At 73.4% G+C, this 14,331-nt stretch carries 12 protein-coding genes; 7 read left to right on the forward strand and 5 right to left on the reverse strand.

Features of this window, described 5'->3' with window-relative positions; all coding sequences use genetic code 11:
- Positions 1-32: 32 nt before the first annotated feature.
- The 3 genes from HD593_RS32625 to HD593_RS32635 all read left to right on the forward strand — a co-directional run bounded on the left by HD593_RS32625 (position 33) and on the right by HD593_RS32635 (position 2,691).
- On the forward strand, positions 33-689 hold the full coding sequence (locus tag HD593_RS32625; RefSeq protein ID WP_185105789.1) for a M15 family metallopeptidase: 657 nt from the start codon (positions 33-35) through the stop codon (positions 687-689).
- A gap of 94 nt (positions 690-783) precedes the next feature.
- The gene (locus tag HD593_RS32630; protein ID WP_246548965.1) at positions 784-1,644 is read left to right on the forward strand and encodes a phosphotransferase enzyme family protein; all 861 of its coding nucleotides are present in this window, start codon (positions 784-786) and stop codon (positions 1,642-1,644) included.
- Positions 1,645-1,854: 210 nt separating this feature from the next.
- Positions 1,855-2,691 (forward strand): alpha/beta fold hydrolase, encoded by an 837-nt coding sequence (locus tag HD593_RS32635; protein ID WP_185105791.1) that lies wholly within the window; start codon positions 1,855-1,857, stop codon positions 2,689-2,691.
- Between the two features lie 48 nt (positions 2,692-2,739).
- Here the strand turns inward: HD593_RS32635 and HD593_RS32640 are convergent, their stop codons facing one another.
- Both HD593_RS32640 and HD593_RS32645 read right to left on the reverse strand, forming a co-directional pair.
- Positions 2,740-3,429 carry a response regulator transcription factor gene (locus tag HD593_RS32640; protein WP_185105792.1) on the reverse strand — a complete coding sequence of 230 codons (690 nt, stop codon included), beginning with the start codon at positions 3,427-3,429 and terminating at the stop codon, positions 2,740-2,742.
- Positions 3,426-5,528: a GAF domain-containing sensor histidine kinase gene (locus HD593_RS32645; protein WP_185105793.1), complete on the reverse strand. Its 2,103-nt coding sequence runs from the start codon at positions 5,526-5,528 to the stop codon at positions 3,426-3,428. The genes HD593_RS32640 and HD593_RS32645 overlap by 4 nt, the downstream gene beginning before the upstream one ends.
- A gap of 232 nt (positions 5,529-5,760) precedes the next feature.
- Between HD593_RS32645 and HD593_RS32650 the strand changes: the two genes are divergently transcribed.
- The 4 genes from HD593_RS32650 to HD593_RS32660 all read left to right on the forward strand — a co-directional run bounded on the left by HD593_RS32650 (position 5,761) and on the right by HD593_RS32660 (position 11,230).
- Positions 5,761-6,450 (forward strand): hypothetical protein, encoded by a 690-nt coding sequence (locus tag HD593_RS32650; protein WP_185105794.1) that lies wholly within the window; start codon positions 5,761-5,763, stop codon positions 6,448-6,450.
- 347 nt (positions 6,451-6,797) lie between these two features.
- The gene (locus tag HD593_RS62110; protein WP_246546824.1) at positions 6,798-7,502 is read left to right on the forward strand and encodes an AAA family ATPase; all 705 of its coding nucleotides are present in this window, start codon (positions 6,798-6,800) and stop codon (positions 7,500-7,502) included.
- Entirely contained in the window at positions 7,502-8,260 is a 759-nt protein-coding gene (locus HD593_RS62115) for a helix-turn-helix transcriptional regulator (RefSeq protein ID WP_246546825.1), read from the forward strand. The genes HD593_RS62110 and HD593_RS62115 overlap by 1 nt, the downstream gene beginning before the upstream one ends.
- Positions 8,261-8,440: 180 nt before the next feature.
- Entirely contained in the window at positions 8,441-11,230 is a 2,790-nt protein-coding gene (locus tag HD593_RS32660; protein WP_185105795.1) for a LuxR family transcriptional regulator, read from the forward strand.
- An 11-nt stretch (positions 11,231-11,241) separates the two neighbouring features.
- Here the strand turns inward: HD593_RS32660 and HD593_RS32665 are convergent, their stop codons facing one another.
- The 3 genes from HD593_RS32665 to HD593_RS32675 all read right to left on the reverse strand — a co-directional run bounded on the left by HD593_RS32665 (position 11,242) and on the right by HD593_RS32675 (position 14,321).
- Positions 11,242-12,093 carry an alpha/beta hydrolase gene (locus HD593_RS32665; protein ID WP_185105796.1) on the reverse strand — a complete coding sequence of 284 codons (852 nt, stop codon included), beginning with the start codon at positions 12,091-12,093 and terminating at the stop codon, positions 11,242-11,244.
- Between the two features lie 98 nt (positions 12,094-12,191).
- Positions 12,192-13,160 (reverse strand): alpha/beta hydrolase, encoded by a 969-nt coding sequence (locus tag HD593_RS32670; protein WP_185105797.1) that lies wholly within the window; start codon positions 13,158-13,160, stop codon positions 12,192-12,194.
- A gap of 177 nt (positions 13,161-13,337) precedes the next feature.
- Positions 13,338-14,321: an alpha/beta hydrolase gene (locus HD593_RS32675; protein WP_221525114.1), complete on the reverse strand. Its 984-nt coding sequence runs from the start codon at positions 14,319-14,321 to the stop codon at positions 13,338-13,340.
- Positions 14,322-14,331: the final 10 nt, after the last annotated feature.

Raw genomic sequence — 14,331 nt, forward strand, 5'->3', positions numbered from 1 at the left:
GGAACGCGCCAACCGGAAAGGTCCTCCAGGCGATGACTGATCGACCCATCACGTTGTTGTCCGACCCCAGGGTCGCGGCAGTGCCCGTGATCGATTGCGGCGAGCCGCTCTTCGACTTGCGCAAGCTCCCGGCCCTGCTCCTGGACGACCGCCAGGCCGACGAGGCAGGCGACTATGCCCGGCTCCGGATCGGCCTGACCGACAGGCTGCTCGTGGCGCAGAGCAAGCTGCCCCCCGGCCTGAGGCTGCTGGTCGTGGAGGGCTACCGGCCACTCGCCCTGCAGGAGAAGTACTTCTCCCGCTACCGCGACGAGCTGCGCCGGGCCAATCCCGCCTGGAGCGAGGAGCACCTCCGCATCCAGGCCAGCCGCTCCCTCGCCCCGCCCGAGGTGGCCCCGCACGTGTGCGGGGCGGCGGTCGATCTCACGCTGGTGGCCGAGGACGGCGTCGAGGTGGAGATGGGCACGCCGGTCAACGCAGGACCGGAGGAGAGCGGCGGCAGGTGCTACACGCACCACCCGGAGATCTCCGCCGGGGCGCGGGCCAACCGCCGGCTGCTCTGCGACGCCATGAGCGGGGCCGGGTTCGTCAACTACCCGACCGAATGGTGGCACTGGTCCTACGGCGACAGGTACTGGGCGCTGATCACCGGCGCCCCCACCGCCATCTACGGACCGGCCGGTGGCTGACGGAGGCAAGCGTCATGGCGGACATGGGTTGGGCCGGCCGGGGCTGCAAAAGATGTCGACCGGGTGCCGTCGGCGGCGGTAGCGTCCTGGGTTGATGTGGAGCGAAGCACGACCGCCGACGACGGCTCAGGTCCGCGACGCCTTCGGCGTCGAAGTGGGCGAACTGCGGCCGCATCCGGGCGGGTTCGAAGCAGATGTGTTCACCGATGGGCGCTGGTTCGTGAAACTCTGGCGTCAGCGGCCCGACAGTGACGCCGCTCTGGCGCTGACCGCTGAGCTGGCGGCTCGGGGCATCCCTGTTCCCGCGGCGGAGCGAGCACGTGACGGCTCGTACACCTCCGAGCACCATGGCCGGCGCTACGCGCTGTTCCCGTTCGTCGACGGCCGCCTGGGAACGTGGGACGACGCTGACGCGATCGCGCGGGCGATGCGCGCCGTGCACGAGATCACCGACCTCGAGCCGCCCCGCGCCGATCTGGACGAGTGGTGCATCGGGGTGCTGCGCGACCGGCATGACCACCCTTGGATCGTGGACCGCCGCGACGAGGTCATGGCCGACGTCGACCGGCTCGAAGCGGTGATCGAACGGGCACGCGCGATCGACGTGCCCCACGTCGTGTGCCACCACGACCTGTTCCCCCACAACGTCCTCGTCGACCGCGACGGCCGCATCGCGACGCTGCTCGACTGGGGTCACGCGAGGCTGGCGCCGCGCGAGCACGACGTGTTCGCCGGCTTGTGCGGACCCGACCCCGTGCGCTTCCTGCGCGCCTACGGCGCGGAGGGACTCGACCTCACTCACCTCGAGTACGCCCGGCTTGCCCGCTCGCTGAACGACCTTGCCGTTCGCGTCTACAACGAGGTCGACCTGGAGGGCATCAACACGTGGGGTTTCGACGGGTTGCGCCGGGTGGACGCCGATCTCGAACTCTCCCGGCCCTTCTGCGATCGCTGAGGTCACCCAGTGCGAGCTTTGCGGCCGAGCCTCTTTCCCGCCGACGCCGACCTTCCGAGGCTCGCACGCTGCATGCAGTATGGATCACGAGGCCGCCCCGCCCAGCGCCGGCGATCTCGCAGAGATCGCCATCGCCGGCGCGGTCTTCGACGCCATCGTCCACCCGATCCCCACGAGCCTCGGCACAGGCGCCGCCCCCAGGGAGCATTCATGTCCACGCTGGTGTTGGTTCACGGCTTCTGGCACGGCTCCTGGTGCTGGAGCGAGGTCGTCCCTCATGTGGTGGCCGCCGGGCGCCTGACCGTTGCGGTGGACCTGGCGGGGCACGGGCTGCATGCCCGCCGTCCTCGGTGGTTCCGCGCACAGCCGTACAACCGCGAGGCGGTCAGCACCGAGGTGTCGCCCGTGGCCGACGTGAGTCTCGACGATGCGGCCGAGTTGCTCACGTCGCAGATCAGGCGGATCGGCCGTGGCGAGCCGGTCACGGTGGTCGCCCACAGCGCGGCCGGCCCGGTGCTGACGCGAACGGCCGAGCAGACACCCGAGCTGGTCGCGCACGCGGTGTACCTTTCCGCCTACATGCCGGCATCGGGTAAGTCCGCGGCGGCGTACACGCGGCTGCCGGAGGCCGCCGATGACCTGGTCGCGCCGTTGTTGCAGGGCGACCCGGCCCGGACAGGCGCGCTGCGGCTCGACTTCGCCACGGCCGACGCGGCCTACCGGCAGCGGCTTCACGAGGCGTTCTACGGTGACGTGGACCCGGTCCTCGCCGAGGCTGCCACCGGCCTGCTGACGCCCGACGGCCCGATCGGCATCATGCTGGGCACCACCGCCCTGACTCGCGAAGGCTGGGGATCGGTGCGGCGCACGTACATCGTCTGCACGCGGGACATGGCCATCCGGCCAGGCGTGCAGGCGACGTTCATTTCCGAGGCCGACGCGGCGTTTCCGGACAACCCGACCTCCGTCGTCGCGCTCGACGCCTCCCACTCGCCCTTCCTCTCCATGCCCGGCGAGCTGGCCGACATCATCATCCCGCTCGGCTGACACTTCGAAGAACGTGCGGTTCGAGCCCCCAGAAAGCTCGGCGTACCGTCACGGCACCTCGGGCGGCTGCCGTGACGCACCAGGGCCCGGCAGCCGCTCCCCCTGAAGGCCCAGCCCGGCGTCGCGGGCACGGATGATCGCCTCGGCCCGGTCGGCGACCTGGAGCTTGCCGAAGATGCTGGAGATGTGGTTGGCCACCGTCTTGGCCGAGATGCCCAGGCGGCGGCCGATCTCACCGTTGGGGCGGCCGCCGGCGATCAGGTCGAGCACGTCCCGTTCCCGGCCGGTCAGCTCGGGGAAGGGCACCTCGGGCGGCGGCGGGGCGGAGAAGAAGCCGAGCACCCGCTGCGCCACGCCGGGCCCGAAGATCGCCTCGCCGGCGGCCACGGACCGGATGGCGCGGACGATCTCGTCCTGCTCGGCGCCCTTGAGCAGGTAACCACGTGCTCCGGCGCGCATGGCGGCGAACACCGAGTCGTCGTCGTGGTACATCGTCAGCATGAGCACCGCGACTCCCGGCGCGTCGCGGGCGATCTGCCGCGTGGCGGCGATACCGTCCACGTCGGGCATCTGGATGTCCATGACCAGCACGTCGGGGCGGTGCGTGACGGCCTGGCGCACGGCCTCGCGGCCGTTGGCCGCCTCGCCGACCACGTTCAGCCCGTCGATCGAGCCGAGCAGCGCGCGCAGGCCGCCGCGCACCACGGGATGGTCGTCGGCCAGCAGAACGGTGATCATGATGCTCCCAGCGGCAGGATGGCCACGACCTCGCCGCCACCGGCGCCGGGCCCCGCCGTGCAGGACCCGCCCAGCTCTGCGGCGCGCTCGCGCATGGATGACAATCCCACACCCGGCCTCCAGTCGCGCGGCGAGACGCCGTCGTCGCTGACGCGCAGCCGCAACTCCGTGCCGGCGTCGAGCCGTACGTGGATGCTGCCCGCCCCGGCGTGACGCACGGCGTTGGTCATGGCCTCGGTGGCGATCCGGAAGGCCGCGGCCTCGACCGCGGCCGGAAGCGCCGGCAGCGCCGCGGGAGCGGCCACGTGAATGGCGACGCCGTCGCGTTGCAGGTGGGCGGCGCGCTGGCGGATCGCGCCGACCAGGCCGAGATCGTCCAGGGCGGGCGGGCGCAGGTCGTAGACCAGCCGGCGGATGTCGTTGATCGCCCCGGCGGTCTCGGCCCGCAGTTCGGCGACCAGGCTCCGCGCGGCCTCGGGGTCGGCGGCGATCAGGTTGCCGGCCGCGTCGGCCTTGAACGTCACCCCCGTGAGCACAGGGCCCAGCCCGTCGTGCAGGTCACGGCGCAGCCGCCGCCGCTCCTCCTCCCTGGCCATCACCAGCGCCTCGCGGGAGTGCTGCAGCTGCCGCGACAGGGCGAGGGCGCGCACCGCCACCGCCAGCGGCGTGGCCAGCAGCTCCAGGACGGCACGGTCGGCGGCGGCCAGCCGTCTCTCCCCCGGGCGCAGTCCGACCACCAGCTCGCCCACCCGCTCATCGCCGTAGACGAGCGGGACGGCGTGCAGCGACTGGAGCGACTGCGGCGCCGTGCCGGAAACCGCCGCCGTTCCGGAACCCGCCGCCGTGCCATGGCCCACTTGCGAGTCGTGGCCGGCGTGCGAGTCGTGGCCGGCTTGCGAGTCGTGGTCATCGGGCGCGGTGATGCGCAGCGCCGCGTACGGCATCCGCAGCGCCTCCCGCACCGCCTCCAGCACCCCGGGCAGCCCGGGCAGCCCGGCGCCCAGCCGCTCGCCGACCCGGGAGACCGCACGCACCGGATCGGCCCGGTCCCCGTACAGGATCCGGTCCACGCCGCGCTGCAGCCGTACCCGCAGCGGGTTGAAACCGATCGCGATCAGCACGGTGGCGGCGATCGAGTTGCCCGGCCCGGCCCGCTGCCGCACGGCGGTGTCCAGCACCGCCACCAGGCTCACGTAGGCGAGCACGACCGCACCGGTCAGCAGCGTGTACAGCACCGTACGCGAGAAGACCAGCCGGATGTCCAGCAGCTGATGACGCAAGATCGCCACCGCCACCGCCGCGGGAAGGAGCGGCACGGCCAGCAGCTGGTAGACCGGCCCCGCCTCGAACACCCCCCACACCACCAGCACCAGCACGACGAGCAGGGCGGCCTGCAGCGGCCACAACAACTGGCGGCGCAGCACCTCGTCACCCCGCCGGTAGCGGATCACCAGCGCGACCAGGCCGATCAGCGCGACCGCGGCGACGCGCAGCTCCGTCACCAGCCACAGCGGCTCCAGGTCGTGGTATCCCGGCAGCGTCAGATACCCGTTCAGCCCCGTGATCAGCGCCTGCGGCCCGGCTCCCATCTCCAGCACGAACAGCGGCGCCGTCGCCACCGTCGCCCACGCCAGCCACCGCAGCACCGGCCCGGCGGGACGGCCGTCGGGGAAGAGCTGCAGGATCAGCGGCAGGAACAACCCGATCGACCACGGCCACGCGTAGGCGCCGGCCGTGGCCAGACCGCGCACGAGCGGCATCGGCCAGCCGGCGTCATCGCCGTACAGGGCCAGCGAGGCGGTCCCCGCCGTGGTGGCGTGCCCGAGGCCGTCGGCCAGCAGCAGCCAGCCGATCGCGTTGCCCGGACGATGCCAGGCGACCAGCAGCCCGCACGCGGCGAACGCCAGCCCCATCGTGGCGTTCACCGGCACGAAGGAGTCCAGCACCTCCGCGTACGAGCGGCCGCCGAGCAGGGTGCCCGCCACGGCGGCGGCGACCGCGGCGGTCACCACGGCGAACGTCGCCACGGCCCATGGCCGGGACCGCCACGGCCCGCGCCGGGTGGCCTCGCCGGGCCCGGCGGCTCGTTCGGTGCTCATGCAGCACATGATGCGGCCTCGGACCCCGCCGCGTCCCGGGTGCGTGCCCCCAGGCCATGCGGGAAATCCTCCCGGCCGCGCGTCCGCCGGCTCCCTCGCCGCCGGTGATGCCCGCACCGCACGCTCGGTGCGTCCGATCCGCCGCATCCCAACGCCGCATCCGAACGCCGCATCCGAACGCCGCATCCCAACGCGGCATCCGAACGCCGCATCCGAACGCCAAGGAGACCTGATGACCAGGACGAACGCGACCACGGGCGCACAGCCGCCGTCCACCTCGAACCCTCCGGCGGGGTGGCGGCCGGCGCTCACCCTGCTCGTGCTGCTGGGACCGCTCAGCATCGCCATCCTGCGCATGCTGCTGCCGTACGGCACCGGCGACTCCCCGGCCGCCGTCGCCGCCAAGGTGGCCGCCGATCCGGTCGCCGAGGCCGCGGTGCTGTGGCTGTCGCTGCTGGCCGGCTTCACCCTGGTCCCCGGCATGATCGCCGTCGGCCTGCTGGCCGCCCGCCGCAGCCGCGTCCTCGGCACGGCCGCGCTGGTCGTCTCGGTGGCCGGCTTCTCCGGGCTGCCCGCCATCGTGGCCGTCGACCTGGTGGCGCAGTCGGGAACGCGCGCGAACGTGCCCGCCGACGTCACCGCCCGCCTGCTGCGGCAGCTGCTCGACGAGCCCACCGTCGCCGTCCCCACCCTGGTCTTCGTGGCCGGCCACGTCGCGGGGGTGGTGCTGCTGGGCATCGCCCTGTGGCGCGGCGGCATCCTGCCCGGCTGGGCCGGCCTCGTCGTGTCGATCTCGCAGCCGCTGCACCTGGTGTTCGCGACGATCGCCCCCAGCCCGATCCTCGACGGATGCGCCTGGCTGCTGACCGCGGCCGGCCTCGCCTTCGCCACGGCGCGGCCGGCGCCCCTGACATCTGCGTGACCGGATACGTGTGGCGCGAGGCGTTCCCCGGCGACCAGGCCTGCGTCGTCCCCGCCGCCCGCGCCCAGGCCAGGGTGCCGACAAGGCCGCAGCCGCCGGCCGGCGCGTCTCGGGCGCCATCGGCTCGCCGATCACCATCGACCGGGATGTCCGGTTCGGCGGCGGCATCCCCGTGGGCGGCCGGACGTCTCCGGCCCTCCGCGCTGACGGCACCTCCACGACTCCGGCGCCGAGCGGGGTTCGGTCTTGATCGTGCCCGCGCGGGAATGCCATGCTGACGAGCGCCCGAGGACCGCCGGCTGACCACACCGCCGGGGTGGGCGGCTGAATGGGGGCGGGGAAGGGCCATGTTGGCGTTATCCGACGCGGGACCGCCGCTGCTGAACCGGCAGCGGGAGCGTACGGTGCTCGACGGGCTGCTGGAAGACGTGCGGGCCGGGCGCGGGCGGGCGCTCATGCTGCGGGGCGAGGCGGGGGTGGGCAAGTCGGCGCTGCTGCGGCACACCCTGGAGGCGGCGGCCGGCATGCGGGTGGTGCGGGCGGCGGGCGTGGAGTCGGAGATGGAGCTGGCCTACGCCGGGCTGCATCTGCTGGTCGCGCCGCTGCTGGACGGCCTGGAAGGCCTGCCGGGACCGCAGCGGGACGCGCTGGGGGTGGCGTTCGGGTTGCGGCAGGGGAACCCGCCGGACCGATTCATGGTCGGGCTGGCGGTGCTGACCCTGCTGGCGGAGGCGGCGGAGGAGCGTGCGCTGTTGTGCGTGGTCGATGACACGCAGTGGCTGGACCGCTCCTCGGCGCAGGTGCTGGCGTTCGTGGCGCGGCGGTTGCTGGCCGAGCCGGTGGGGATCGTCTTCGCCGCGCGCGAGCCGGGCAGGGAGTTCCAGGGCCTGGCGGAGCTGGAGGTGCGCGGCCTGGCGGGGCCGGACGCCCACACGCTGCTGCGCTCGGTGATCCGCTTTCCGCTGGACGACCGGATCAAGGAGCGGATCCTGGCCGAGACGAACGGCAACCCCCTGGCCCTGCTGGAGTTGCCGCGCGGGCTGAGCGCGTGATGTCCACGGCCATAGCCGCCGGCCAGGGGGTGGGAGAATACTTCTCCCGGTGGGTGGCGGCCGTCCTCTACAACGGGCTCGGCCAGTACGACAAGGCCCTCGATTCGGCGCAAGGCGTCCGAGAGGTCTTCGCGATGCAGGTCTCCGCGTGGGCGCTGCCCGAGCTGATCGAGGCGGCGAGCAGGACCGGGCAGACCCGGCAGGCCGCGGAGGCGCTCGATCGGCTGGCCGCGGCGACCGACGTCGGCGACAGCGACTGGGGGCACGGAATCCACGCGCGGTGCCGGGCGCTGCTCAGCGAGGGCGAGGAGGCCGAGCGCTGCTATCGCGAGGCGGCCGAGCGGCTGGGCCGTACCCGCTTTCCCACCGAACTCGCCCGCGCGCACCTGCTCTACGGCGAGTGGCTGCGCCGGGAAGGCCGGCGGGCCGACGCGCGCACCCACCTGCGCACCGCCTACGACTCCTTCACCGCGATCGGCATGCAGGCGTTCGCCGGGCGGGCCCACAACGAGCTGCTGGCCACCGGCGAGACCGTGCGCAAGCGCGCCGCCGACACGCCAGACCAGCTCACCCCTCAGGAGAGCCAGATCGCCCGGATGGCACGTACGGGCCTGTCGAACTCGGAGATCGGCGCCCAGCTGTTCCTCAGCCCGCGCACCGTCGAGTACCACCTGGGCAAGGTGTTCGCCAAGCTCGCCATCACCTCTCGCCACCAGCTCACGCAGGCGCTGCCCGGCCAGGGCCACGACCGTCCGTGAGCCCCGAGGCCGTCCACGGGCCGCGCTGAACCGTCACGCGGGACCGCCGAACACGTATCCCCGGGGCACCCTAGGGACCTCGGCCCGGGACTCCCTGAGGCGACCGCAGTCCCCGCACCGCAAGGCTACGGGTGTCGACGGCGGGCGTCTGACGGCAGGCCGAGGGGAGGTGCACCCGAGGTGCGGCTGCATGGCCGGAAAATCGAGTGCGACAGGCTGGACGAGCTCGTGGCCACGGTGCAGACCGGGCGCGGCTCGAGCTCCGTCCTGGTCGTGCGGGGCGAGGCGGGCATCGGCAAGACGGCGCTGCTGGAGCACGCGCGGGGCAGCGCTGCCGGCTGCCGGGTCGCCCAGGCGACGGGTGTGGAGTCGGAGATGGAGCTGGCCTTCAGCGGGTTGCACCAGCTCTGTGCCCCGCTCCTGGACCGGCTGCACCGCCTGCCGCAGCCGCGGCGGCAGGCGCTGGAGGCGGCGTTCGGGCTGAGAGGGGGCACGCCGCCGGACCGTTTCGTGTTCGGGCTGGCGGTGCTCGGCCTGCTCGCTGACGTGGCCGAGCAGGAGCCGCTGATCTGCCTGATCGATGACGCCCAGCGGCTGGACCGGGTCTCCGCGCAGACCCTGGCGTTCGTCGCGCGCCGGCTGCGCACCGAGCGGATCGGGCTGGTGATCGCGGTACGCGAGCCCGCCCTGCGAGCGGAGCTGGCGGGGCTGCCGGAGCTGGAGGTGGGACCGCTGAGCAACGGCGACGCCCGCGCCCTGCTCGACTCGATGACCCCGGGGCGGCTGGACGGGCGCGTCAGGGACCGGATCGTCGCCGAGGCCCAGGGCAACCCGCTCGCCCTGCTGGAGCTGCCCCGGAGCTTGACGCCGGCCGAGCTGGCCGCCGGGTACACCCTGCCCCACACACTGTCGGCCGGCCAGGCCGAGCGGAGCTTCCTGCGCCGCGTCGAGTCGCTGCCCGCCCCGACCCGGCAGTTGCTGCTGATCGCCGCGGCCGAGCCGGTGGGCGACGTGACCCTGCTGTCCAGGGCCGCGCGGACGTTGAGCATCGACGAGAGCGCCGCCGCGCCGGCCGAGTCGGCGGGGCTGATCACTCTCGGGACCCGGGTGCGCTTCGTGCATCCCCTGCTGCGTTCGGCCGCCTATCAGGCGGCGACCCCGGAGAACCGCCAGTGCGTGCATCGTGCGCTGGCGGAGGTGATCGATCCGCTGGCCGACCCGGAACACCGGGCGTGGCACCTGGCCAACGCCACAGCGGGACCCGACGAGACGGTGGCCGCCGAGCTGGCCCGCTCGGCCGAGCGGGTGCGGGCCCGCAGCGGGGTGACGGCGGCGGCGGCGTTCCTGGAACGGGCGGCCCAGCTCACCCCCGATCCCGCCCGGCGCGGCGGCAGGGCACTGGCGGCGGCCCGGGCCAAGGGCCTGGCCGGCGGGTACGACGCCGCCCTCGGACTGCTCGACGCGGCGGCGCTCAGCCCCCTGGACGAGCACGAACGCGCCCGCGCCTGCCTGCTGCGCGGCCAGATCACGTTCGCCTCCATCAGCGCCGGCGCCGCCCTGCCGCTGCTGCTCGAAGCGGCCCGGCGGTCGGAAGCGCTGGACCCGGGGCTGGCCCGCGAGTCCTACCGTGACGCGCTGCAGGCGCTCATCACCTCCGGCGGCCTGCCGGACGGCCCGCACCTGGCGGACGTCGCCAGGGCGATCCTCGCCGCGCCTCCTGGACCCGCGCCGGAGCGTGACGACCTGCTCCTGAACGGCCTGGCCGTGATCGCCACGGAGGGTTACGCGGCAGGCGCGCCGATGGTGCTGCGCGGCCTGACCGCCTTCCGCACCTGCGAGGTCGGCGAGGAGGAGGGGCTGGGCTGGCTCCCGCTCGCCTGCCGCCTGGCCCACAACGTCTGGGACTTCGACAGCTGGTCGGTGCTGTCCGCGCGCCTGGTGGACCTGGCGCGCGAGACGGGAGCGCTGGCGGTGCTGCCGTCGGCTCTCCTGCTGCGCGTGTCGAACCGGGCCCTGGCCGGCGAGCTCGCCGACGCCGCCACGCTGCTCGCCGAGGCCCAGGCGATCGGCAAGGTGACCGGCAGCCGCTTCCTGGCCCGGTACACGGCCCTGGTGCTCGAACCCTTGCGCGGCAGGGAGGCCGCCACGCGGCAGGCGATCGAGGCGGTCAGGCGGGAGAGCGCGCTGCGCGGTGAGGGCAAGGTGGAGACCGCCACCCACTGGGCGAGCGCGGTGCTCTGCAACGGCCTGGGCCGCTACGAGGAGGCGTACGCCGCGGCCGAGGGCGGTTGCGAACATCCGCAGGAACTGGGAGGACCGTTCATCAGGTCCCTGGCCGAGCTCGTCGAGGCCGCCGTCCGGAGCGGGCGGCCGGTCCGCGCCGCCCAGGCCGCCGCCCGGCTGGAAGAGCTGACCGGGGCCAGCGGCACCGACTGGGCCCTCGGCACGTCCGCGTGCGTGCGCGCCCAGGTGAGCGCGGAGCCGGCCGCGGAGGAGCTGTACCGGGAGGCGATCGAGCGGCTCGGCCGTACCGGGGTGCGCCTCGCCCACGCCCGCGCGCTGCTGCTCTACGGCGAGTGGCTGCGCAGGCAGAGCCGCCGTACCGACGCGCGCGAGCAGTTGGGCGCCGCCTACGAGCTGCTCGGCCGGATGGGGGCCGAGGCGTTCGCCGAGCGCGCCCGGCGCGAGCTGCAGGCGACCGGGGACAAGGTGGTGCGGCGCTCGGCCGGCCCGGCCGAGGCGAGCACCACGCTGACCGCTCAGGAGGCGCAGATCGCCCGCCTGGCCGGTGACGGGCTGACGAACCTCGAGATCGCCGCCCAGCTGTTCATCAGCCCGCACACGGTGGAATGGCATCTGCGCAAGGTGTTCGTGAAGCTCGGGATCGTCTCACGCAAGCAGATCCGCGCGTCGCTGGCCGGCCCATGGATCTCGGGCACCCTCCCTGCCGCGATGGAGGCGGGCGACTGACGGGCGGCCCTTCATGGGTGGGCGAAGCGCTGGATGAACGTCAGGGCGGTACCGCAGACTTCGCGCCAGCCGTTGTCGATGGTGAGCGAGTGGCCGCGGCCGGGCATCTCCACGATCTCGGTGACGTGGTGGGTGTTGCGTGCCTGCTTCTTGTAGGAGGCGTGGGTGATGGCCCAGGGCACCGTGTGGTCCTTCTCGCCGGAGATGAGCAGCAGCGGGCCGCGGTCCTCGGTGGTGCTGTCCACCTTGGTCTCGCTCCAGGGGTTGAAGTTGGCGACGGCGGCCTGGAACAGCGGCGCCCCGGGGGCGGGCACGCAGAACGTCTCGTACAACCCCTTGGCCTCCTCCTCGCTGACGGCGTTGGCGAAGGCATAGCGGAACTGCTCGTAGGTGAGCGGCACGGCGCGGTGGATGTTGGCCGGGTTGGTGAGCACGGGCGCCGCCGAGCGCAGCGAGGAGATCGGCAGTGGCAGCACCCCCTGGAACGGGGCGGGGTCGATGGCGACCGACGCGACCGACATGCCGCGCCCCGCCAGGATCTGGGTGAGCAGCCCGCCGAAGGAGTGGCCGACGACGGCGGGCTTGCGCTCCAGCTTGCCGATCAGGTCGCAGTAGTGGTCGGCGACCTGGCCGACGGTCTTGTGCGCGAACACCTCGGGGTGGGCGTTGGCCTCGGCCACGGTTTCCGGGTCGTCCGGCCAGCCGGGCGTGACGGGCGCGAAGCCGGCGTCGGCGAACAGCCGCGCCCACCGCTCCCAGCTGGAAGGCAGCAGCCACAGGCCGTGCACGAAGACGACCGGGATCCGGCCGGTGGCGTTGGCCTGCTCGATCTGGGCGAGGTCACGGGCATACGTGGATGACATGAATCCGTCCTTCAGTGACTGGAAGTGGGGGCGGTGCCTGGCGGTCCCGCTGGGATCCCGGCACGCTCAGGTTGATCCGCGTCATGCGGGTCATCGGCTCAGCTCTTGTGCAGAGCCTGGCGCAGCGTGCCGATGGCCAGCTCGATCGCGGAGGCGGCCGCCCGCGTCCCCCGCAGCGCGTTGAGCATGACGAAGTCGTGGATGATGCCCAGGTAGCGCACGGCGGTCACCGGCACCCCGGCGGCGCGCAGCTTGTTCGCGTACGCCTCGCCCTCGTCCCGCAGCACGTCGGCCTCGGCGGTGATGATCAACGCCGGCGGGAGGCCGGTCAGGTCCTCGACGGTGGCACGCAGCGGGGACGCGGTGATCTCGGCTCGCTCGGAGTCGGAGGTGGTGTACTGGTCCCAGAACCACTGCATGCCGTCGCGGCGCAGGAAGTAACCCTCGGCGAACCGCTGGTAGGAGCCGGTGTCGAAGGCGGCGTCGGTCACCGGGTAGAACAGCACCTGCTGCACCAGCGGCAGCCCGCCCCGCTGCTTGGCCATCAGGGTCAGGGCGGCGCTCATGTTGCCGCCGACCGAGTCACCGGCCACCGCGATCCTGGACGGGTCCAGGCCCCTGGTCGCGCCCTCGGCGGCGATCCACCGGGCGACCGTCCAGTTCTGCTCGATCGCCACCGGGTAGCGGTGCTCGGGCGACAGGTCGTACTCGGGGAAGACCACGGCCGCTTCCGCGCCGACGGCCAGCTCGCGTACGAGGCGGTCGTGGGTGTGGGCGTTGCCGAACACCCAGCCCGCGCCGTGGATGTAGAGGATGACGGGCAGGTCGCCGGTGCTGCCCGCCGGGCGGACGATGCGGGCACGGACCTGGCCGGTGGGGCCGCCCGGGATCGTGATCCATTCCTCGTCCACGGCGGGCTTGCCGATCGGGCCGGACTGGACGTCGTCGACGGCCTTGCGCCCCTCCTCCGGGAGGAGCTGGAAGAGGAACGGCGGCTGGGCGGTCGCCCTGGCGAAGTCGGCCGCTGCGGGTTCCAGGACGGGACCGGCGGGAACGTGGTCGCTCATGATCAAACCTGTTCGTGTGGGGTGACGGAGGTCGATGGGCCCGTTGCCTCGGCCGAGTGGGCACAGAAGGGACGGTATTGCGGCGGCGGGCCGGTGACCCAGCGTCATGTGCACAGGCCCTTGACCGCGCGTGCACAACGACCGGCCCGTCACCAGCCCGCGCCCGTGAGCTCCGGGTCAGCCGCCGTGGCTGTGCAGTGCCACGTGCAGGGTGTCCATGACCTGGGTGCGAGCGGCCCGGGAGGCGTCACTGTCGCGCAGCGCGTCGAAGAGGACGAACCCGTGGATCGTGCCCTGGTAACAGACCGACACCACGGGCACGTCGGCCCCGCGCAGCTTGGCCGCGTACGCCTCGCCTTCGTCGCGGAGCACGTCGGCCTCGGCCGTGAGGATCAGCGTGGGCGGCAACCCTTCGAGGTCGCCGGTCGTGGCCCGCAGCGGGGACGCGGTGATCTGGGCCCGTTGAGCCCGGTCCGGCGCGTACTGCTGCCAGAAGGCGCGCATCGCCGCGCGCTCCAGGAAGTAGCCCTCGGCGAACCGGTGATAGGAGGAGGTGTCCAGGCCGGCGTCGGTGACGGGACAGACCAGGACCTGGTGCGCGAAGCGCGGCCCGCCGCGCCGGTTGGCGAGCAGCGCGACCGCGGCCGCGAGGTTCGCGCCGGCGGACGTGCCCGCCACCGCCATCCTGCTGCCGTCCAGCCGGCATTCGGCGCCGTTGCCGGCGATCCACCGGGCGACGGTGTAGCACTGCTCGACCGCCACCGGGTGACGGGCTTCCGGTGAGCGGTCGTACTCGGGGACGACGATCGCGGCATCCGCGCCGAGCGCGAGGTCGCAGAGCAGCTGCTGGTGGGCGGCGGCGTCGGTGAGCATCCAGCCCAGCCCGTGCAGGTAGAGGATCACCGGAAGAGGATCTGCGCTACCGGCGGGACGCAGGATGCGCACCCGGATCCGGTCCTTGTCGCAGCCCGGTATCGCGAGCCAGTCCTCCTCCACGTCGGGGTGGGGCCCGGTCTCCTCCCACAGCGCCCTGATCGCGGCCCTGGCCCCGGCCACGTCCGCGCCGGCCGGAGCCGCGGGGCAGCGGTGCTCCTGGAGGAACGCCCGCGTCCGGCGATCGAGGACGAGCGGCGGCTGCGGGGCCTGAAGGTCGTGTTCCACGGAGACTCCT

Source organism: Nonomuraea rubra, from assembly GCF_014207985.1.
GTDB lineage: Bacteria > Actinomycetota > Actinomycetes > Streptosporangiales > Streptosporangiaceae > Nonomuraea > Nonomuraea rubra.